The sequence below is a fragment of the Streptomyces mayteni genome (assembly GCF_054783955.1).
The window spans coordinates 1-20686 of record NZ_BAAGPR010000128.1; the positions used below are offsets into that span (position 1 = coordinate 1).

Genomic DNA, 20686 nt, shown 5'->3' on the forward strand with positions numbered 1-20686 from the left:
GCGGGCCCGGCCGGTAGCGCCCCGGTCCCGCCACAGCGGGCGGGGCAGACCCCGCCGGAGGGCGACGCACCGGTCGGAGGCGCGGCCCGCACCGGCGAAGGGCCCACGCGGGGCCTGGAGCGGGACGCCGGCGTCCACCAGGCGCGGCCGTCGCGCCGCGGGGCGGTGCACGGAGGCCGGCCCGCCACGCCGCCGAGGACCGACCCGGCCCCACCGGCGGGGGGCCAAACCACCGCCGGGCCAAGCGACACGCTTCGGCAGGCGGCCGACACGGACGCGCCGACTCCCGGTGCGGCCGTCGACACACCGGCCGTAGGCCAGCCCGGCACCCCTTCGGAGACCGGCGGGCCGCCCCCCGAAGGGGGCCGGGCCCCGACCGCCAGCGCGTCGCCGCAGGCACGACGTGGTGAGGCCGCCGACACGGCGACGGCGAACCCGACTGGCACCGCGCGGGAAACCGGCGGGTCGCCACTCTCCGGCGGACCAACCACGGCCGAGCTCGGCGACGCCGCGGCCGGCCGACACGGCGCCGCACCGGAGGCCGGCGGGACGCCGCCGGCAGGGGGGCAAATCCCGGCCGGGCCCGGCGGCACGCCACAGCGGGGCGCACCCCCGTCACCGGACGACGGCGGGGCCACAACGACGACGACCGCGGGGCCGGCGGCCGGCGGCCCCCCGCAGACGACCGGCGGGCAGACGACCGGCACGGAACCGGGCACCGGCGGCGACGAGGAGGCCGGCGGGACGCTGGCCGCGGCCCGGCGCGACACCCCGCAGGGGACCGACGAACCTCCCCCGGCAGCGGGCCAGGGCCCGCACCCGGCACCAGGTGATGGCGAGGCGGGCCGGCACGACGGCACCGCGCCGGACACCGGCGCGCTCCCGGCGTCGCCGGCCGCAGGCCAGCGGCACGCGGCCCCGCGGCCGGCAGGGCCGGCGATCCCGGCGGCCGCCGCGCGGCCGGGTGGGGGCCGTGCCACGGGGGGCAAGGAGCCGCGGCAGGTGCTGGCCGTCCTGGTCCGGCCGCGGACCGCCCGGGCCGTGGCCATGAACCTGATGAGCCGCGCCCCGCACCAGACCGCCGCCGGCATCGGCTCCGTGCGGCGCGGTCCGGCCGAACTGGCCGGCGCCTGGCACGAGGCGCTGGCCGCCGCCCGCGTCGCCGCCGCGGAGAATCGGTTCGGCGGCGTGGCCGACTGGCGCGACCTCGGCCCCTACCGGCTGCTCTCCGCGCTCGCCGACGTCCCGCCCGACCCGGCGGTGCGCCCGCTGCTGCGCGCCGAACACCGTGAACTCGCCCGCACCGCCGAGGCGTTCCTCGACCACGCCGGGCAGGCCGCCCGCGCCGCGGCCGCCCTCGGCATCCACCGGCAGACCCTCTACTACCGGCTCTCCCGGATCGCCCACCTCACCGGCCTCGACCTGGCCGACGGCGAGGACCGGCTACTGCTGCACATGGCCCTCAAGGCCGCCCGTCTCTAGGTACGCCCCGGCCGGAAGCGGATCGCGGTGCCGCCGCCGGCGACGAGCCGCAGCGTGAGCACGGTGGACGACCGCACCGTCCTCGTCTCGACCTCGATCGGGAGCGGGTTGTCGTGCCAGCTGGTGTCCGCCGCGTCGCGGAAGATCTCCGCCAGGTGCCGCCCGGGCCCGAGGAAGCGCAGCGGCACCCGGAGCGTCCGGTCGTGCTCGTCGGTGATCGCGCCGAGGTACCAGGTGTCGCCCTTCCGGCGGGCGGCGACCGTGTGGTCGCCGATCACGCAGTCGAGGAACCGGGTCTCGTCCCAGCTGGCCGGCAGGTCCTGGAGGTAGTCGAAGCCGGGGTGGGCGCGGTAGTTCTCCGGGGTGTCGGCCAGCATCTGCGATGGGCTGAAGAACAGTGCGTACAGGGCGAGTTGCGCGGCCGAGGTCGTCTGCACCCGGGTGCCGAGTCCGGCCGGGTCCCAGGTCACGTCGAGCACGCCGGGGTGTAGTCGGCCGGGCCGCCCAGGTATCTGGTGAACGGGAGGATCGTGGCCTGCTCCGGCGGATTCCCCAGCCGCCCCATGTAGTTGTGCTGTTCCATCCCGGCGCCCCCCTCGCCGGTCATCATGTTCGGGTAGGTGCGCGCCAGTCCGGTCGGCTTGATGGCCTCGTGCGCGTTGATCATGATCCGGTGGCGGGCCGCGGCGTCGATGACCCGCTGGTAGTGGCGCACGGCCTCCTGGTCGTAGTGGCTGCGGTTCACCCCGCCCAGCTCGAACCTGGTGGCGTAGCCGGTCTTGACCGCGTGGATGCCGAGTTCCGCGTACCGCGCGAAGATCGTCTCCAGGTGCTCGTCGTAGTAGTCGACGAAGCCGCGGGTCTCGTTGTGGGCGATGAACCCGACGCCGTTGGCCCTGGCGTACGCGAGCACCTCGGCCAGGTCGAAGTCCGGTTGCGGCGTGAGGAAGTCCTGGCCGGTCCACTGGCCGCCGGCGTTGGTGTTCCACCCCTCGGCGAGCACCTGGCTCGCGCCCGCCTCCCTGGCGAGGTCGACGTACCGCTTGACGCGCTCGGTCGTCGCGCCGTGGCGCGGCCCCGCCGTCCAGGTGGTGTGCCGCCGTTGCAGCTCCCACCAGACGCCGACGTAGGTGCCCGGCGAGATCCACGACGTGTCGGCCAGCGCGCACGGCTCGTTCAGGTTCTCGATCAGGTGCGACTCGGCGAGGTCGCCGGCGCGGTCGCCGATGGTCAGCGTGCGCCACGGGGTGGAGAACTCGCCCGCCAGCCGGGCCTTGGTGCCGTCCGGCAGGCTGATCAGCTCGCTGCCGAGGGTGCCGGGCCGGCCCGGTTCGGCGGCCAGGGTCATGCTCGGGTAGTCGATCAGCGCCGCCTCGTGCAGCGCGACGTGCAGCCCGTCCCCGGTGACCAGCGTCAGCGGCGTCTGCGCGGTCGCCACCTCGGCGAGCGGGGCCCGCCGGTAGTGCCGTTCGTCGGCGTTCCAGTCGGTGCCGGCCGCCAACGACCAGCTCGTGGCGGTCGGCGGCAGGGCGAACTCGGTGCGCTCGGCGGTGACCGTGTAGGAGTCGAGCCCGGGCTGCGCCGGCAGGTGGTAGCGAAGGCCGATGCCGTCGTCGAAGACCCGGACCACCAGGTGCAGCCGGATGCCGCTTTCCGCCTGCACGGTGCGCAGCACGCATTCCCTGGCGTGGTTGCGGACCCGCGCGTCGGGGCCCCAGACCGGACGCCACCACTCGTCGACGGTCCGGCGCCCGACCGACTCGAGCACCAGGCCGCCGGTGAGCGACGGGAAGCCGAGCAGGTCGAGCCCGAGTCCTGAGGAGGCCACCAGGGTGCGGCCGCGGCGGGCGACCTCGTACCTGAGGCGGCCGTCCACCACGCGGAGGGTCACCCGCAGCCGGCCGTTCGGCGAGTGGACGGTGACCCGGTCGGAGGTGGAGGTGGCGGCGGAGGCGGGGGTCGGGGCGAACGCCCCGAGGAACACGGCGCCCGCACCGGCGCCCACGATCGCACGACGATTCGGCTTGCTGACCATCTCACGCTCCATCACGGCTGGCGGGCGCTGGGCGGACGGACTCATGCTGGTGCCGCCGTGCGCGCCGGGCAAGGGTCGTGCGGGGTCGTGCGGCAGCCGAGCGGTCCTGAACGGTTTACTCGGGCGCTTTCACCGGCTATGTTCGGCTGACACTGGGAGCGCTCCCATACCCATGACCGTACCCCTCTGTCGGAGAGGAACGTGCCATCGTGCGCACCCCACGAGCCGTACTGAGCGTGGTCGCCGCGGCCCTCGGCGGGCTGCTGCTGACCGCGGGTCAGTTCGCGCCCGCGCAGGCCGCCGGCCCCACGGAGGCCGCCGACGCCGCCGACGCCGCGGCCGCCGAGCTGCCCGACACCACCGTCTTCCACAACTACCCAGCCAACGTCCACCGTTGGGTCGCTGACAACCCCAACGACTTCAGGCGGCCGTTGATCGAGCAGCGGATCGCCAGCCAGCCGCAGGCGGTCTGGTTCTCCAACTACCGGCCCGCCACCGTGACCCAGGACGTCGCCGAGGTCACCTCGGCCGCGGCCGCCGCCGGCGAGGTGCCGGTCCTGGTGTCGTACATGATCCCCAACCGGGACTGCGGCGGCGCCTCGGCCGGCGGGGCCCCCACCTTCGCCGCCTTCCTCGACTGGGCCGAGGACTTCGCGGCCGGCCTCGGCAGCGGCCCGTCCCTCGTGATCCTGGAGCCGGACTCGCTCGCGCTCACCACCTGTCTCAACCCGGCCCAGCGCGCCGAGCGGTTCAACGCGCTGGCCGACGCGGCCGACCTGATCCACGCGGCGAGCCCGGCGGCCCGGGTCTACTTCGACGCCGGCCACTCCGGGTGGCACTCCCCCGCCACCATGGCGGCGACGCTCCGCGAGGCTGGCGTGTTGGAGAGCGGTGACGGCATCTACTCCAACGTCTCCAACTACCACACCACGGCGAACGAGAGCGCCTTCGCCAGGGCCGTGCTCGCCCAGCTCGGCGACCCGGACCTGCGGGCCGTGATCGACACCAGCCGCAACGGCAACGGCCCGCGCGGCAGCGAGTGGTGCGACCCGCCGGGACGGCTCGTCGGCCAGAACCCGACGGCCGCGACCGGCGACAACCTGATCGACGCCTATCTGTGGGTCAAGCTGCCGGGCGAGCTCGACGGCTGCGACGGGCCGGCCGGCTCCTTCTCGCCGGCGAAGGCGTACGAGCTGGCGGGCGGCTGACGCGGGCCGTCACCCGCGAGTGGTTCGGCCGTTCCGCCGGGCCGGTGCCGTCCCTGCCTTCCCAGGGCGGCACCGGCTCTTCCTCGTGGGAGGAGCCGCCGCGGGCGCCCGCCGATCGGCCGCCCAGACGACGAGGGCGCTGCCGGCGAACCCCGCCCCGAGCAGGCTGGAGCCGGCCCAGCCGGCCGAGGCGAACACCACGGTGGTGGCGGCCGCGCCGAGGGCGGAGCCGAGGGAGTAGAAGACCATGTAGCCGCCGATGACGGCGCTGGTGCGATCCGGATGCGCCGAGGCGAGCAGGTGCTGGTTGGTGACATGGGCGGCCTGGACCGCGAGGTCGAGGAGCACCACCCCGACGACCAGGAACCACAGCGACCAGGACAGCTGCGCGATCGCCGCCCACGAGGCGACGAGCAGGGCGAGCGCCAGGCCGGTGACCTGCGTCGCCCGGCCCGAGTCCGCCCACCGCCCGGCGCGCGCCGCGCCGAGCGCGCCGGCCAGCCCGGCGATGCCGAACAGCCCGATCCGGTCCGCGCTCAGGTGCCATGGCGCACCGGCCAGGGCCAGCGCCAGACCGCTCCACAGGGTGCCGAACGACGCGAAGAGGAAGAACGCGATGAGCCCGCGGGTGCGGAACAGGCGGTCGAGGAACAGTCCGCCGAGCGCGGCGACCACCCGCCCGTAACCCGGCGGGCGCTCGGCCCGTTCGTCCGCGGGCAGCACGGCCGGGACGAGGGCCGCGAGGGCGAGGGCGAGCGCCGCGAGGACGAGGTAGCCGCTCCGCCAGCCCCACGCCTCGGCGAGCCAGCCGGCGAGTACCCGGCCGCCGAGGATGCCGACGACCACGCCCGAGGTCACGACCCCGATGTTCCTGCCTCGCTCGCCTGGCGCGGAGACCGACGCGGCGTAGGCCACCGCGGTCTGCACCACGACCGCGAACACACCGGCGACCGCCAGCCCCGCGAACGCCACCCACGCCGCCCGGGCCGAGGCCGTCAGGAGCAGGCCGGCCGCGGTCAGCGCCAGGTGCGTGGCGATGAGCCGCCGCCGGTCGAGCACGTCGCCGAGCGGCACGAGCAGCACGAGCCCGACCAGGTAGCCGAGCTGGCCCGTGGCCACGATCCACCCGGTGAGCTCGGCCGGGACGCCGAGATCGCGGCCCATCGGGCCCAGCATCGGCTGCGCGGTGTAGACGCTCGCCACCGCGACGCCGCACACCACCGCGAGCAGCAGTCGTCGTCCCGCGCCCATCCCGAACCCCCGATCAGTAGCATTTCGCAACCGATTCGACGCTACGGCATAATGGTTTCAATCCGCAACTCATCTGGAGGCGCCATGCCGCGGGCCACCCCGCACGCCCCGGACTCCGGCTGGACCGATCCCGACTGCCCGGTCGCCAGGACGCTCGACCTGGTCGGCGACCGCTGGAGCCTGCTCGTGATCCGCGACGCGATGGACGGGGCGCGATCGTTCACCGAGTTCCAGCGCCGCACCGGCATCGCCCGCAACATCCTCAGCGACCGGCTCCGCAAGCTCACCGCCCACGGGCTCCTCGCCCAGCGCGCGGCGCCTTCGGGGCGCCGCCAGGAGTACGTGCTCACCGACGCGGGCCGCGACCTGTTCCCCGTCGTCGTCACGCTGCGTCAGTGGGGAGAACGCCACGCCTTCGCCCCGGGCGAGGCCCACTCCACCCTCGTCGACCTCGACGGCGCCGGCCTGCCGGAGCTGGTGCCGGTCGCCGCGGACGGCACCGCGCTGGACGCCGACACCACCCGGGTGCGGAAGGTCGAGTAGCAGGACAGCTCCCGCGCCGGTGTCCGATTGCGGGGCGTCGGGACGGCTCGCATGATGGCAGGTGGTAAGGCTCAGGCCAGCGCAGCGGGGGCGCACCGGCAGGGAGGTCCCATGAAGGCCGTCCAGTATCGGGAGATCGGCGCGGCGCCGGAGGTCGTCGTGGTGCCTGATCCGGAGCCGGGGCCCGGGCAGGTGTTGCTGCGGGTGGCGGCGGCCGGGGTCTGTCACTCGGACATCGCGGTGATGAGCTGGCCGGCCGAGTCGTTCCCCTACGCGCTGCCGCAGACCCTCGGACACGAGGCCACCGGCACCGTCGCCGCCGTCGGCGAGGGGGTGACCGGGCTCGAGGTCGGCGAGCTGGTGGCGGTGTACGGGCCGCAGGGCTGCGGGCGGTGCGCGAAGTGCGCCGAGGGCAAGGAGAACTACTGCCTGCGCGCGGCCGAGTTGGGCATCTTCCCGCCGGGGCTCGGCGCGCCTGGCGCGATGGCGGAGTTCCTGCTGGTGAACGACGCCAGGTTCCTGGTGCCGCTCGACGGGCTCGACCCGGTGACGTCGGTGCCGTTGACGGACGCCGGGCTGACGCCGTACCACGCCGTCAAGCGCTCGTTGCCGAAGCTGCGGCCCGGCTCGACGGCCGTGGTGATCGGCGCGGGCGGGCTCGGCCATGTCGCGATCCAGCTGCTCCGCGCGCTGACCCCGAGCCGGGTGATCGCGCTCGACGTGTCGGAGGAGAAGCTGGCGCTGGCCAGGTCGGTCGGGGCGCACGAGACGGTGCTCTCCGACCAGCGGGCGGCCGACCGGGTCAGGGAGTTGACCGGCGGGCTCGGCGCCGAGGCGGTGTTCGACTTCGTCGGCGCCCAGCCCACCGTGACGACGGCCGGCGCGGTGGCGGCCGTGGAGGCGGACGTGGCGATCGTGGGGATCGCGGGCGGCGCGCTGCCGGTCGGGATCAACACCACCGCGTTCGACGTCGCCGTGACCGCGCCCTACTGGGGCAGCCGCGGCGAGTTGGGCGAGGTGCTGGCGCTCGCCAGGTCGGGGGCGGTCGAGGTGCGGGTGGAGACGTACGGCATCGACGAGGCGCCGATGGCGTACGAGCGGCTGCACGCGGGGAAGGTCAACGGCCGGGCGGTGATCGTGCCCAACGGGTGAGGAGGCGGCTCAGGCCGTCGGGATCTCCTCGATCCGCCCACCGTTGAGCAGGTACATGGGCAGATACGGCTGCTTCTGATCGACGGGGAACCCACCGTCGTGGGCGAGGCTCGCCATCGCCAGCGGGCCGAGTGCCACCCGGGCGCGCGGCGCCGTCGACTCGCCCCAGTAACCGCCGTGGTCCGCCAGGACTTCGGCGAGCACCTGGGCGAACTTCTCGTGATCGCGGGCGATCAGGCGGTGGAAGAGGTCGACCGGGTGGTAGTCGATCCGGATGGAGAACTCCCGCGGCGCGTGGGTCACCTTGTCGGGCATGGCCGCCTCCATGGTGGCCCCCAGCTTCTTCGCGACATCGTCGATGGGGTCGTTGGAGAGATAGGCCCGCAGGGTGTCGATCCAGAGGAGGACGTACTCGTCGACGGAGTCGTCCTGCCGTAGCGTCTCCGACGGCACCCGGCACAGCTGGGCGGCCCTGCCCCACTGGCGGCAGACGATCGCCAGGTAGAGGGCGTCGAGCCAACCGCGGGCGTCCGCCGGCGGATCGGCGGACAGGGCGGGCAGCTGCCGGACGAGGTCCTCGCCGAGGCGGCACTCCTGTGGCCCGGCGCCGGCGAACAGCGCGCAGCCGAGTTGCAGCGCGGTGGCCCAGGCTTCCCACGTGTCGCCGCGCGCCACCTCGGGGTCGGTGGCGCAGTGGGCATGGGCGAGGGTCTGGGCCGCGGCGAAGGCGTCCGCGAGGCCGGCCGGGTCCTGGGTCAGGCCGGTTATCGACTCGGCCGTGGCGCGGGTGAGTTCGGCGATGTCCAGGGGCACGTCCGGGCCGCGGGTGGCGAGCCGTCCCGCGCCGTCGAGGCGGATCAGCCCCTTCATCATCCCGAGGAGGAACGGGGGCGGCCGGAGGGAGAAGGTGCGGGCGTCCTCGTCGATGACCGTGAGGGAGGTCAGGCCGTCCCGGTGCCACCAGTAGACCCGGGGGGACAGCGCGCCGGGACCGTCCTCGTAGGCGCCAAGCGCGAAGGCGGCGAGGTCGTTGAGGGCGTCGACCACCGTGCCGTCGGCGATCGGGTGGTAGGCCAGGGTGTGCCGGTCGGGGACTGCGAAGAGGGCACCTTCGCGGGGCAGCGCCTCGCCGGTGGCCTGATCGACGGCCGCGTCGAGGAAGAGCGCCTTGCTGGCGACGAACGGGGAGTCCCCGGAGAGGACGTGTAGCCGCGCCCGCCGTTCGACGGTCACCACCTCGTGCGCGACGGGGACCCGCATCAGGTTCCGGTAGGCGGCCTGGCCCAGCTCCTCGCGTCCGGCGCGCGCCACGTCCTGGTCGGTGAGGATCCGCACGCTGGTGGGGGCGTCGAGGGCGTAGGCGAACACCAGCCCGTCGGCCACCTGGCGCGCGTACCGCATGGCGCCGGCGAGGTCGGGGGTGAACGCGTCGGTGGGCAGCAGCCTGGCGTGCGTGCCGCGCAGCAGTTCCTCGGCGCTCTCGCCGCCCTGGCTGGACTGCTCGAGGGCCGCGAAGTGGGCGGCGACCAGCTCGGGCCACTGGGCCTCGGGCGCGTGACGGCAGGCGTGGGCCAGGTTGTCCAGGGGCTGGTGGCGGTCGGCCCTGAGGTGGGGGGCGGTGAGAGCCCGCAGCCTGGTGGCCTGCCGGCCGGTCAGCATGGGGAGGTCGGCGTCGGGTCCTTCGTCGCGGATCATCCCGCAACCCTACGGGGCGCGTTGACGCGGACGGCGCCGCCCGCCGGAGCGAGCGGCGCCGAACAGCCGCGTCAGTCGGTGAGGTTGACGCCGCGGGCCGAGGAAGCGCCGATCTCCTCCGCGATCTCGGTCAGCACGGAGGGCGGGATGGTGCTGTCGATGGTGAGGGCGATCAGCGCGTCGCCGCCCTCCTCGGCACGGGCCACCTGCATGCCGGCGATGTTGATCCCCGCCTCGCCGAGGATCCGGCCGAGGGTGCCGACCACGCCCGGGCGGTCGGTGTAGCGCAGGAACGCCAGGTGGTCGGCGAGCGCCAGGTCGACGGTGTGCGGGCCGATGCCGACGATCTTCTGCTGGTGCTTGGGCCCGGCCAGGGTGCCGGCGACCGAGACCACCTCGCCGCTGGTGAGCGTGCCGCGCACCCGGATCAGGTTGCGGTGGTCGGGCGACTCGGAGCTGGTGGTGAGGCGGACCTCGACGCCACGCTCCTGGGCGAAGAGCGGCGCGTTGACGTAGGAGACGGTCTCGGCCACCACGTCCTCGAAGACGCCCTTGAGCGCGGAGAGTTCGAGGATCTTGACGTCGTGCTGGGTGATCTCGCCGCAGACCTCGACGTCGAGCCGCTGGGCGACCTCGCCGGCCAGCGCGGTGAAGATCCGCCCCAGCTTCTCGGCGAGCGGCAGCCCTGGGCGCACGTCCTCGGCGATGACACCGCCCTGGACGTTGACCGCGTCGGGGACGAGCTCGCCGGCCAGCGCGAGCCGGACCGACTTGGCGACGGCGAGACCGGCCTTCTCCTGGGCCTCGCCGGTGGAGGCGCCCAGGTGCGGAGTGCCGATCACGGAGTCGAACTCGAAGAGCGGGGAGTCGGTACAGGGCTCGGTCGAGTAGACGTCGAGCCCGGCGCCGGCGACCCGGCCCTCCTTGAGGGCGCTGAGCAGCGCGGTCTCGTCGACGATGCCGCCGCGCGCCGCGTTGATGACGCGGACGCTGGGCTTGACCTTGTGCAGCGCCTCCTCGCCGATGAGCCCCAGGGTCTCCGGGGTCTTGGGGAGGTGCACGGTGATGAAGTCGGAGACGGCGAGCAGCTCGTCGAGGGTGAGGAGCTTGACGCCCATCTGGGCGGCGCGGGCCGGCTGCACATAGGGGTCGTAGGCGACGATGTCCATGCCGAAGGCCGCCATCCGCTGGGCGACCAGCACGCCGATCCGGCCGAGGCCGACGACGCCGAGGGTCTTCTCGGCGAGCTCGACGCCGGTGTACTTGCTGCGCTTCCACTCGCCCTGCTTGAGCGCGGCGTTGGCCTGCGGGATGTTGCGGGCGGTGGCGACGATCAGTCCGCAGGCGAGCTCGGCGGCGGTGACGATGTTGGAGGTGGGCGCGTTGACCACCATCACGCCGGCCTTGGTGGCGGCCGACACGTCGACGTTGTCCAGGCCGACGCCGGCCCTGGCGACGACCTTGAGCCGGCGGGCGGCGGCGATGGCCTCGGCGTCGATCTTGGTGGCGCTGCGGATCAGCACGGCGTCCACGTCGGCGATGGCGGTCAGCAGTTCGTCACGGGCGGCACCGTCGCAGCGGCGGATCTCGAAGTCCGGGCCGAGGGCGTCGACGGTCGCGGGGGAGAGCTCTTCTGCGATGAGTACGACGGGCTTGCTCACTGGGTCTCACTGGTCCTTTGCGGAAGGCCGCGTCCCAACGGCCAGACGGTGGAGAGGTAGGCAGCCACGTGGAGCCGCACGACGCTGTGAGCCCGTGACACGCTTGGTGCAGTGCAGTGTAGCGGCGGGCGGCGGAGCCGGCGCTTGGCTGCCGGAGCCGCCGCCCGATCGAGCGAACTCCCCGCGTGACGGCGGGATCAGCGGGCTCAGGCCTCTTCGTCGACCCAGCTCATCAGCTTGCGGAGCTCCTTGCCCGTGGTCTCCAGCAGGTGGCCCTCGTCGGCCTTCTTGTACTCGTTGTAACGCGGCAGACCGGCCTTGTACTCGGCCATCCACGCCTCCGCGAAGGTGCCGTCCTGGATGTCGCCCAGGATGCGCTTCATCTCGGCCTTGGTCTGGTCGGTGATGACGCGCGGGCCCGACACGTAGTCGCCCCACTCGGCGGTCTCGGAGATCGACCAGCGCATCTTCTCCAGGCCGCCCTCGTACATCAGGTCCACGATGAGCTTGAGCTCGTGCAGGCACTCGAAGTACGCGATCTCCGGCTGGTAGCCGGCCTCCACCAGGGTCTCGAAGCCGGCCTTGACCAGCGCGGCGGTGCCGCCGCAGAGGACCGCCTGCTCGCCGAAGAGGTCGGTCTCGGTCTCCTCGGTGAAGGTGGTCTTGATGACGCCGGCGCGGGTGCCGCCGATGGCCTTGGCGTAGGAGAGGGCCAGCGGGAAGCCGTTGCCCGAGGCGTCCTGCTCGACGGCCACGATGCACGGCACGCCGCGGCCCTCCTCGTACTGGCGGCGGACCAGGTGGCCCGGGCCCTTGGGGGCGACCATGCAGACGTCGACGCCCGCCGGCGGCTTGATGAAGCCGAAGCGGATGTTGAAGCCGTGGCCGAAGAAGATCGCGTCGCCCTCCTTGAGGTTGTCCCGCACGGACTCCTCGTAGACGCGGGCCTGGATCGGGTCCGGCACCAGGATCATGACGACGTCGGCCTCGGCGGCGGCCTCGGCCGGGGTGACGACCCGCAGGCCCTGCTCCTCGGCCTTGGCGCGGGACTTCGAGCCCTCGTGCAGGCCGACCCGGACGTCGACGCCCGAGTCGCGCAGCGACAGCGCGTGGGCGTGGCCCTGGCTGCCGTAACCGAGGACCGCCACCTTGCGGCCCTGGATGATGGACAGGTCGGCGTCGTCGTCGTAGAACAGCTCGGCCACTTCGGTTCTTCTCCTTGTTGGTTCTCGCCGCCGCGAGGGGCGACGGCCGGGTTCCACCGTAGGACGTGTGGAACGGGCGGGGTCGGTCGGTCTCGGTATCCGGTCCGCCGACGCGTCGGCGGACCGGGCGCCTCCGACGCTACGCCGTGCGGTCGAGGGCGCGGAGCGAGCGGTCGGTGATGGAGCGGGAGCCGCGGCCGATCGCGATGGCGCCGGACTGCACGAGCTCCTTGATGCCGAAGGGCTCCAGCATGCGGAGCATGGCTTCGAGCTTGTCGCTGCTGCCGGTGGCCTCGATGGTGACGGCCTCGGGCGCGACGTCCACGGTCTTGGCGCGGAAGAGTTGAACGATCTCGACGATCTGCGACCTGGTGTCGTTGTCGGCGCGAACCTTCACCAGAACGAGTTCACGGTGGACGGCGGCCGCCGGGTCGAGTTCGACGATCTTCAGGACGTTGACCAGCTTGTTGAGCTGCTTGGTGACCTGTTCGAGCGGGAGGGCGTCGACGCTGACCACGATGGTGATCCGGGAGACCTCGGGGTGTTCCGTGGTGCCGACGGCGAGCGAGTCGATGTTGAAGCCGCGGCGGGAGAACAGCGCGGTGATCCGGGACAGGACACCGGGCTTGTTCTCGACCAGGACGGAGAGCGTGTGCTTGGACATGGCGGGTTCTGGGTTACCTCTCCGGTCGGTCAGTCGACGGCGTCGCTGAAGTCGGGGCGCACGCCGCGGGCGGCCATCACCTCGTCGTTGGAGGTGCCGGCGGCGACCATCGGCCAGACCATGGCGTCCTCGTGGACGATGAAGTCGACGACGACGGGCCGGTCGTTGATGGCGTTGGCCTTCTCGATGACGGCGTCCAGCTGCTCGGGGTCCTCGCAGCGCAGGCCGACGCAGCCCATGGCCTCGGCCAGCTTGACGAAGTCGGGGATGCGGGTGCCGGCGGTCGAGGGGCCCTCGCGCAGCACGGTGTTGGAGTACCGCTGGTTGTAGAAGAGGGTCTGCCACTGGCGGACCATGCCCAGGGCGCCGTTGTTGATGATGGCGACCTTGATCGGGATGCCGTTGAGCGCGGCGGTGACCAACTCCTGGTTGGTCATCTGGAAGCAGCCGTCGCCGTCGATGGCCCAGACGGGGGCGTCGGGGCGGCCGGCCTTGGCGCCGAGGGCGGCGGGCACGGCGTAGCCCATGGTGCCCAGGCCGCCGGAGTTGAGCCAGGTGCCGGGGCGCTCGAAGGGCAGGTAGTGGGCGGCCCACATCTGGTGCTGGCCGACGCCCGCGGTGAAGATGGTCTCCTCGGGGGCCAGTTGGCCGATGCGCTCGATGACCTGCTGCGGGGAGAGGGTGCCGTCCTCCGGCAGGCCGTAGCCCAGCGGGTAGGTCTCGCGCCAGCGGTCGAGCTGCTCCCACCAGCCGGCGTACCGCCCGGCGGCGTCGGGGCCCGGGGTGGTGGCCGGGTCATCGGCGCGGAGGGCGGCCGTCAGGTCGGCCATCACGTCCTTGACGTCGCCCACGATCGGGACGTCGGCGAGCCGGTTCTTGCCGATCTCGGCCGGGTCGATGTCGGCGTGCACGATCTTGGCGTGCGGCGCGAAGGAGTCGATCTTCCCGGTGACGCGGTCGTCGAAGCGGGCGCCGAGGGCGACGATCAGGTCGGCCCGCTGGAGCGCGGTGACGGCGGCGACCGAGCCGTGCATGCCGGGCATGCCCAGGTGCTGGGTGTGGCTGTCGGGGAAGGCGCCCAGGGCCATCAGGGTGGTGGTGACGGGGACGCCGGTCAGCTCGGCGAGTTCGAGCAGCTCGGCGGAGGCGCCGGCCTTGATCACGCCGCCGCCGACGTACAGCACCGGGCGCTTGGCCTGGGCGATCAGCCGGGCGGCCTCGCGGATCTGCTTGGCGTGCGGGCGGCTGACCGGGCGGTAGCCGGGCAGGTCGGTGGTGGGCGGCCAGGAGAAGACCGTCCTGCTCTGCAGGGCGTCCTTGGAGATGTCGACCAGGACGGGTCCTGGACGCCCGGTGGCGGCGATGTGGAAGGCCTCGGCGATGGTGCGCGGGATCTCCGCGGGGTCGGTGACCAGGAAGTTGTGCTTGGTGACGGGCAGCGTGATGCCGCAGATGTCGGCTTCCTGGAAGGCGTCGGTGCCGATGGAGGGGGCGGCCACCTGTCCGGTGATGGCGACCAGCGGCACCGAGTCCATGTGGGCGTCGGCGATGGGGGTGACCAGGTTGGTGGCGCCGGGGCCCGAGGTGGCCATGCACACGCCGACCTTGCCGGTGGCCTGGGCGTAGCCGGTGGCGGCGTGCCCCGCGCCCTGCTCGTGGCGCACGAGGATGTGGCGGACCTTGATGGAGTCCATCAGCGGGTCGTAGGCGGGGAGGATCGCGCCGCCGGGGATCCCGAAGACGGTGTCGGCGCCGACCGCCTCGAGGGAGCGGATGAGGGACTGGGCGCCCGTCACGTGCTCGACGGTGGCGGGCTGGGGTGCTCCGCCTCGGGGGGCCCGTGGCTGCGGCTTCGGCGCCCCGGTGGCCTGCTCGGTCATCGACGTTCTCTTCTCGGGTGGTGAGGGTGGTGAAGCTGGGGTGCGGGTGCTGGCGTCGATGTCGTCCCTGCCGACATCGCTGCAACAAAAAACCCCTCGTGCCGTGAGGCATGCGAGGGGGAGCGCGTCGCTGGGGGCCACGGATTGTCCGAGGTCAGCCGACGCGCCATCCAAGTACGAGAATTCGCGAGTGCATGGATCCGACATTGCTCCCCTCGCCCGGCACGTGTCAAGCGAGCGCGATCCGCGTCTCACTATGTGAGCCGAAAACACAGCACTATGTGAGCCCGGAAACGCGGCACTATGTGGGCCGGTCGGCCAGGGGTGTCACGAGGGCGCGGAGTGCGAGGGCGTCGGGTCGGCGGGGGTCTCGCGGTGGGTGCGGCGGGCCGGCGGCAGTGGTGGCGGGGGTACCGGGAGGCGGCCGGCGTCGAGGGCCCGGCGCAGCCTGGCCGGATCGAGGGGCTCGCAGAAGGCGAGGCCCTGGCCGCGGCGGCAGCCGAGGGCGCGGAGCGCGGTGGCCTGCTCGGGGTGGTCGACGCCGTCGGCGAGGGAGTCGATGCCCAGGTCGGCGGCCATCCGCAGCAGGCCGGCGGCGATCTTGCGGAGCTGCGGGAAGTCGAGCAGGCCGTCGACCAGCTCGCCGTCGAGGCGGACCAGGTCGACGGGGAGCCGGTGCAGGGCGGCGGCCGCAGTGCCGCCGCTGCCGAAGCCGCCGAGGGCGATGCCGACGCCGAGGCCGCTGAGGTCGAGGAGACGGCGGCGCAGCTCGTCGGCGGCCAGCACGGACTCGGCCTCGGGGAGCTCGATCACCAGGGCCGAGGGCGGCAGCGCGTGCTCGGCGAGCAGGGCCTCGACGCCGCCGGCGCCCAGCGCCCGGTCGGCGAGCCTGGGCCCCGGCACCCGGACGCTGACCGGCACGGTGAGGCCCTTGCGGTGTCGGCGGCCGGCCTCGGCGATGGCCTGCTTGATCAGCCAGCCGGTCATCTCGGTGGCCCGCTCCCCCGCCTCGGGGCGGGGGCCGCGCAGCAGTTCGAGCGGGGTGGTGAGCAGGCCGTGCGCGGAGCGCCAGCGGGCCTGCGCGGAGAGGGCCGTGATCCGGCCGTCCGCGAGGTCGACCACGGGCTGGTGGACGAGGGTGAACTCGCCGGCGTGCAGGGCGCGGCGCAGCCGGTCGGCCAGCTCGGTGCGGCGCACGGCGTCGGCCTGGAGCTGGGGGACGTAGAGCTCGACGCGGGCCTTGCCCGCCTGCTTGGCCCGGTACATGGCGAGGTCGGCGTTGCGCATCAGGGCGGCCGGGGTGGCGCCCGGCTCGGCGAAGGCGATGCCGATGCTGGCGGCCACCCTGACCTCGCGGCCGTCCAGCAGGTAGGGGCGGGAGAGCGCGGCGCGGACCCGCTCGGCGATCTCCAGGGTCCGGTACTCGCGGGAACCCGGGCCGCCGGCCGGCTCGCCCGTCGGCCGGTCGGCCTGGTGGTCGGCCTGGTGGTCGGCCTCCTCGCCGCCCGTGGGGTCGCCGACGATCAGCGCGGCGAACTCGTCCCCGCCGAGCCGGGCGGTGGTGTCGCCGGACCGCACGCTCTCCCGGAGCCGCTGCCCGGCCTGCACCAGCAGTTCGTCGCCCGCCTGGTGGCCGATGGTGTCGTTGACGGCCTTGAAGCCGTCGAGGTCGATGAAGAAGACCGCCGCCTCCGGGACGCCGCCCTGCCCGGGGTCGGCGCCGTCGGAGAGGGCGAGCCTGACCCGCTCGGTGAACAGGGCCCGGTTGGGCAGGTCGGTGAGGGCGTCATGGGAGGCGCTGTGCTGGAGCTGCGCTTGCAGTCGCACACGTTCTGTGACGTCTCGACTGTTGAAGATCAGGCCGCCCTGGTAGCGGTTGACGCTGGACTCGACGTTGAGCCAACGGCCCTCGGCATGCCGCACCCGGCACTCGATCCTGGTGGCCGACTCGAGGGCGGGCGAGACCGAGAGGAAGCGGCGCAGCTCGTGCAGGACACGGCCGAGGTCGTCGGGGTGGATCAGCGTGGAGAGCTCGCAGCCGATCAGCCTGTCGGCCTCCCTGCCGTAGACGCCGGTGGCCGCCGGGCTGACGTAGCGCAGCTTGCCGTCCGGCGCGGCGATCATGATCACATCGCTCGATCCTTGCACCAGCGAACGGAAGTAGTTCTCCTTCTGCGCGAGTTCGCGGGCCAGGGCCACGTTGTCGGCCAGCGTGATGCCCTGCCGGACGAGCAGCGCGAGGACCACCGTGGACGCGGTGTAGACGACGACCCGGTCGACGCTGCGGCCAGCGACTATGGTCATCAGGATGCTCAGCACGCAGACCGCGGCCGCGGTGTAGGGCGCCAGGGCGCCGATGCCGAGGGACTCGGCGAGCGGCCGGGCGCGACAGCCGGCGCGGCGCTCGGCCGGCGGCTCCCCGCCGCACCCCGGGTCGCGGCCCTGCGGGTAGGCGTGGTCGTACTCGTGGGACGCGTGGTCGTGTGCGTGGGACGGGCGGTCGTAGGACTGGACCGGGCGGTCGTACGGCTGGGACGCCGGCTCCTTGGCCGGCTTCTCGTCCGGCGGCCGGCCGCCGGACGACTGGGCGCCCCGGCCGCCCGCCCAGGGCGCGTAGGCCAGGAGCAGCGAGGCGGCGAACCAGCCGGCGTCGAGCAACTGCCCCGAGCTGTAGTGGGCGCGCAGCATCGGCGAGGTGAACAGCGCGTCGCACAGCACGGTGAGGGCGAGGGCGCCGATGGCGGTGTTGATCCCGGCCCGGTGCCTGGTGCCGCACCTGAAGTGCAGCACCAGGACCATGCTGACCAGCGCGATGTCGAGCAGCGGATAGGCGAGCGCCAGGGCGGCGCGGGCCACCGTCTCACCCCGCCACTGCGCGGTATGGGCGAGGGCGACGCTCCAGGAGAGCGTCATCAGGGAGCCGCCGATCAGCCAGGCGTCGAGCCCGAGGCAGATCCAGCCGGCCCTGGTGACCGGGCGTCTGGCGAACATCAGCAGCCCGATGATGGCCAGCGGCGCGAACAGCAGGTAGCAGAGGTCGGCGAGTGAGGTGCGCGGAACGGACTCCCGCAGCACCACCTCGTACCAGCCCCATATGGCGTTCCCCAGGCCGATCATCATCGAGGAGAGGCCGAACAGCGTCCACGCGGGCCTGAGGTGGCCGGCCCGCCGGTGCGCGTACCTCAGGCAGGAACCGGCGGCCAGGAAGGCGGCCGCGGAGAGCCCGAAGTCCCCCATCACGCGCGCCACCTGCGGGGAGCCCCAACCGAACACGGCCCCCACCGCGTAGCCCGCGCACACGCCGGCCAGTGCCAACCGCGGCCCCGGGCCGCTCAGCGGCGACCTCGCCGCGCCGGCGCGCGGCGACCGACTCGCTCTCGGGCGGTGCATCTCGCCTGTGCCCCCCTCTCGTTCCGAACCTCGCCCCGGGACGGACGGTACACCAGAGTGGTCACGGAACGCCATAGCCGTCTTACCGACCGTGACGATTCGGGGGCTGCGTAGCGTTCGGCCAACGCGCCGGGTCAGTGCTCCCGACCGCCGGTGGCGACGACGTGCGCCACCGGCTCACCGGCCGCGAACCTGGCCAACTGGCCCCGCAACAGCCGCTCGGCACGTGGCCGGAACGCGGTGGAGGGGCCGCCGACATGCGGGGTGATCAGGGCACCTGGCGCGTGCCACAGGGGGTGGCCAGGCGGCAGCGGCTCGGGGTCGGTGACGTCGAGCGCGGCCCGCAGCCGGCCCGTCCCGAGCTCGGCGAGCAGCGCCTCGGTGTCCACGACCGGCCCCCTGGCCACGTTGACCAGCAGCGCGCCGTCGGGCAGTCGGGCCAGGAACTCGGCGTCGACCAGGCCGCGGGTGGCGTCGGTCAGCGGGGTGGAGACGATCACCACCTCCGCGTTCGGCAGCAGCTTCGGCAGTTCCTCGATGCCGTGCACCGGGCCGCGCGGCGCCGTCCTCGCGCGGCTCGCCACCCGTATCACCTCGGCCACCTCGAAGGGCAGCAGTCGGTCCTCGATGGCGCCGCCGATGCCGCCGTAGCCGAGGATCAGCACCCGGCGGTCGGCGAGGGCGGGGCGCACGTCCTGCTCCCACCGCTCCTCGCGCTGGGCGACGACCGACCGCGGGATCCCGCGGAGCGCGGCCAGGGTCAGGGCGAGGGCCAGTTCGGCCGTGCTGGTGTTGTGCAGCGGGCCGGCGTTGCAGAGCCGCACCTCGGGGGCCAGCAGTGGAAGCGCGGGAAGCATGTGGTCGACGCCGGCGGTCAGGGTCTGGACGACGCGCAGGTCGGTCATCCGTGGCAGCGGGCGCGACACGACGTCCTGCGACCGCAGGTAGGGGACGACGTAGAAGGCGCAGCGGGCCGGGTCGGCCGGGTAGTCGTCCTCGCCGTCCCAGTGCCGGTAGGTGAGGGATTCGGGCAGGTCGGACAACTCGTCGGGGGGAAAGGGCAGCCAGACGTCCGTAGTGCTCATGCCGTCAGGCTAGATCCGGACGGCGGCCGCCGGGCACGGGCGTGACGGAACCGAATCGTTCGTGATGTGCTGGTCGCTCCGATCACGGTCCGGGGGCGGGAAGGGACGGAGGCGGATGATGAGGCGACGAGGCGCGGCCCTTTCGGCGGCGGTGACGGCGCTGGCCCTGGCGGTGGCGGGCTGCACCGGCTCGGAGTCGGCTGACGACGACCCGGCGGACGGCGCGACCAGCCCCGCGCGGCCGACGCCGGATGAGCCGACGCCCGAGGCGACCGAACCGTCGGGGGCGCCGGTCGCGCCTGACGAGGGCGCGGTGGAGGTCGTCGGGACGGTGGCCGACGGGCTCGACTCGCCCTGGGGGCTGGCCCGGCTCCCCGACGGCGACCTGCTGGTCGGCTCGCGGGACGGCGGGACGGTGCACCGGATCGCCGTCGACTCGGGCGACGTGGCGGAGGTGGGCGCGGTCCCCGGCGTGACGCCCGACGGCGAGGGCGGGCTCCTCGGCCTCGCCCTCGACCCGGAGTTCGCGTCGAGCGGGCTGCTCTTCGCCTACTACACGACGGCCGACGACAACCGGATAACCGCCTTCCGCTACGCCCCGGCGGCGGCGCCTGGACGCGGCCTCACCGCGGACCGGGACCTGCTCACCGGCATCCCCAGGGGTGAGTTCATCCACCACGGCGGCGGCCTCGCCTTCGGCCCGGACGGCATGCTGCACGCCGCCACCGGTGACGCCGGCGAGGAGGCGCTGGCGCAGGATCCCGACTCGCTGGCCGGCAAGATCCTGCGGATCGACCCGGCGACCGGCGAACCCCCGGCGGACAACCCGGACCCCGGATCCCCGGTCTACTCCGCCGGCCACCGCAACGTGCAGGGTCTCGCCTGGGACGCCGAAGGCGTCCTGTGGGCCTCGGAGTTCGGCCAGGACACGTGGGACGAACTCAACCGGATCGAGGCCGGCCGGAACTACGGCTGGCCGGTGCACGAGGGCCCGGGCGGCGAGGCGGACGGCTTCACCGACCCGATCAGGTGGTGGCCGCCGGCCGAGGCCTCCCCCAGCGGGCTGGCCTTCCAGGGCGGCTCGCTCTGGCTGGCCGGCCTGCGCGGCGAACGCCTGTGGCGGGCGCCGCTCACGGACGCGGACCCCGAGCCCTTCCTGACCGGCGAGTTCGGCCGCCTCCGGGCGGTCCTGGCGGTCGGCGACGACGAACTGCTGCTGGTCACGAACGAGACGGACACCCGCGGCACGCCCTCCGGCCCGGACGACCGCGTCCTCCGCCTCCGCGTGCGGTGACGCCCACGGCGGTCCACCGGCACGGTGTTCCCCCACCCACCCGCCCTTTTCCGCGCTTCGCGCGGGGTGGGGCCCTGCGGCCCCGGGCCCCGGCGGCTGCGCCGCCGGGCCGGCGCGCTGCCGCGCAGACGCGTTGCTCCC

The 20686-nt window shown here is 73.8% G+C and carries 14 protein-coding genes and 1 pseudogene; 5 read left to right on the forward strand and 10 right to left on the reverse strand.

Annotation, left to right across the window (positions count from 1 at the left end; genetic code table 11):
• The first annotated feature begins 1002 nt into the window (after positions 1 to 1002).
• Positions 1003 to 1482, forward strand: coding sequence for a PucR family transcriptional regulator (locus ACYVPE_RS34550; protein ID WP_461037762.1), 480 nt, complete (start codon positions 1003 to 1005; stop codon positions 1480 to 1482).
• On the opposite strand, the gene ACYVPE_RS34555 is transcribed toward ACYVPE_RS34550, so the two are convergent.
• Entirely contained in the window at positions 1479 to 1859 is a 381-nt protein-coding gene (locus ACYVPE_RS34555; RefSeq protein ID WP_461037774.1) for a glycoside hydrolase family 97 C-terminal domain-containing protein, read from the reverse strand. The two genes, ACYVPE_RS34550 and ACYVPE_RS34555, sit on opposite strands and share 4 nt — an antisense overlap.
• Positions 1854 to 3562: pseudogene (locus ACYVPE_RS34560) on the reverse strand (glycoside hydrolase family 97 catalytic domain-containing protein); the annotation flags it as partial. The pseudogene ACYVPE_RS34560 and the gene ACYVPE_RS34555, both read right to left, overlap by 6 nt.
• Positions 3563 to 3726: 164 nt before the next feature.
• Between ACYVPE_RS34560 and ACYVPE_RS34565 the strand changes: the two are divergent.
• The gene (locus tag ACYVPE_RS34565; RefSeq protein WP_461037763.1) at positions 3727 to 4725 is read left to right on the forward strand and encodes a glycoside hydrolase family 6 protein; all 999 of its coding nucleotides are present in this window, start codon (positions 3727 to 3729) and stop codon (positions 4723 to 4725) included.
• A 9-nt stretch (positions 4726 to 4734) separates the two neighbouring features.
• Here the strand turns inward: ACYVPE_RS34565 and ACYVPE_RS34570 are convergent, their stop codons facing one another.
• A complete protein-coding gene (locus tag ACYVPE_RS34570) occupies positions 4735 to 5976 on the reverse strand; it encodes an MFS transporter (protein WP_461037764.1) in 1242 nt (413 codons plus the stop codon).
• Positions 5977 to 6060: 84 nt separating this feature from the next.
• Here ACYVPE_RS34570 and ACYVPE_RS34575 point away from each other — a divergent pair, with 84 nt between their 5' ends.
• A complete protein-coding gene (locus ACYVPE_RS34575; RefSeq protein ID WP_461037765.1) occupies positions 6061 to 6519 on the forward strand; it encodes a winged helix-turn-helix transcriptional regulator in 459 nt (152 codons plus the stop codon).
• A 111-nt stretch (positions 6520 to 6630) separates the two neighbouring features.
• Complete coding sequence (locus ACYVPE_RS34580) at positions 6631 to 7671, forward strand: NAD(P)-dependent alcohol dehydrogenase (protein ID WP_461037766.1); 1041 nt, start codon at positions 6631 to 6633, stop codon at positions 7669 to 7671.
• 9 nt (positions 7672 to 7680) lie between these two features.
• Here ACYVPE_RS34580 and ACYVPE_RS34585 read toward each other — a convergent pair whose 3' ends face one another.
• The 7 genes from ACYVPE_RS34585 to ACYVPE_RS34615 all read right to left on the reverse strand — a co-directional run bounded on the left by ACYVPE_RS34585 (position 7681) and on the right by ACYVPE_RS34615 (position 19251).
• The gene (locus ACYVPE_RS34585) at positions 7681 to 9366 is read right to left on the reverse strand and encodes an immunity 49 family protein (protein WP_461037767.1); all 1686 of its coding nucleotides are present in this window, start codon (positions 9364 to 9366) and stop codon (positions 7681 to 7683) included.
• A 71-nt stretch (positions 9367 to 9437) separates the two neighbouring features.
• Positions 9438 to 11027 carry a phosphoglycerate dehydrogenase gene (gene serA / locus ACYVPE_RS34590; protein WP_461037768.1) on the reverse strand — a complete coding sequence of 530 codons (1590 nt, stop codon included), beginning with the start codon at positions 11025 to 11027 and terminating at the stop codon, positions 9438 to 9440.
• A gap of 206 nt (positions 11028 to 11233) precedes the next feature.
• Positions 11234 to 12232, reverse strand: a complete 999-nt coding sequence (gene ilvC / locus ACYVPE_RS34595) for a ketol-acid reductoisomerase (RefSeq protein WP_461037769.1) — start codon at positions 12230 to 12232, stop codon at positions 11234 to 11236.
• Positions 12233 to 12371: 139 nt separating this feature from the next.
• Positions 12372 to 12896, reverse strand: coding sequence for an acetolactate synthase small subunit (ilvN, locus tag ACYVPE_RS34600; RefSeq protein WP_461037770.1), 525 nt, complete (start codon positions 12894 to 12896; stop codon positions 12372 to 12374).
• Positions 12897 to 12925: 29 nt separating this feature from the next.
• A complete protein-coding gene (locus ACYVPE_RS34605; protein WP_461037771.1) occupies positions 12926 to 14776 on the reverse strand; it encodes an acetolactate synthase large subunit in 1851 nt (616 codons plus the stop codon).
• A 327-nt stretch (positions 14777 to 15103) separates the two neighbouring features.
• On the reverse strand, positions 15104 to 18166 hold the full coding sequence (locus ACYVPE_RS34610; RefSeq protein ID WP_461037772.1) for a putative bifunctional diguanylate cyclase/phosphodiesterase: 3063 nt from the start codon (positions 18164 to 18166) through the stop codon (positions 15104 to 15106).
• 134 nt (positions 18167 to 18300) lie between these two features.
• On the reverse strand, positions 18301 to 19251 hold the full coding sequence (locus tag ACYVPE_RS34615) for a 2-hydroxyacid dehydrogenase (protein ID WP_461037773.1): 951 nt from the start codon (positions 19249 to 19251) through the stop codon (positions 18301 to 18303).
• 118 nt (positions 19252 to 19369) lie between these two features.
• Between ACYVPE_RS34615 and ACYVPE_RS34620 the strand changes: the two genes are divergently transcribed.
• Positions 19370 to 20545, forward strand: coding sequence for a PQQ-dependent sugar dehydrogenase (locus ACYVPE_RS34620; protein ID WP_461037775.1), 1176 nt, complete (start codon positions 19370 to 19372; stop codon positions 20543 to 20545).
• The last annotated feature ends 141 nt before the right edge of the window (positions 20546 to 20686 follow it).

Bases quoted from the DNA above. Each gene is read 5' to 3' on its own strand.
- ACYVPE_RS34555 (WP_461037774.1), bottom strand. From the start codon at position 1,859: ATGCTGGCCGACACCCCGGAGAACTACCGCGCCCACCCCGGCTTCGAC.
- ACYVPE_RS34575 (WP_461037765.1), top strand. From the start codon at position 6,061: ATGCCGCGGGCCACCCCGCACGCCCCGGACTCCGGCTGGACCGATCCC.
- ACYVPE_RS34615 (WP_461037773.1), bottom strand. From the start codon at position 19,251: ATGAGCACTACGGACGTCTGGCTGCCCTTTCCCCCCGACGAGTTGTCC.
- ACYVPE_RS34570 (WP_461037764.1), bottom strand. From the start codon at position 5,976: ATGGGCGCGGGACGACGACTGCTGCTCGCGGTGGTGTGCGGCGTCGCG.
- ACYVPE_RS34580 (WP_461037766.1), top strand. From the start codon at position 6,631: ATGAAGGCCGTCCAGTATCGGGAGATCGGCGCGGCGCCGGAGGTCGTC.
- ACYVPE_RS34620 (WP_461037775.1), top strand. From the start codon at position 19,370: ATGAGGCGACGAGGCGCGGCCCTTTCGGCGGCGGTGACGGCGCTGGCC.
- ACYVPE_RS34585 (WP_461037767.1), bottom strand. From the start codon at position 9,366: ATGATCCGCGACGAAGGACCCGACGCCGACCTCCCCATGCTGACCGGC.
- ilvN (WP_461037770.1), bottom strand. From the start codon at position 12,896: ATGTCCAAGCACACGCTCTCCGTCCTGGTCGAGAACAAGCCCGGTGTC.
- ACYVPE_RS34605 (WP_461037771.1), bottom strand. From the start codon at position 14,776: ATGACCGAGCAGGCCACCGGGGCGCCGAAGCCGCAGCCACGGGCCCCC.
- ACYVPE_RS34610 (WP_461037772.1), bottom strand. From the start codon at position 18,166: ATGCACCGCCCGAGAGCGAGTCGGTCGCCGCGCGCCGGCGCGGCGAGG.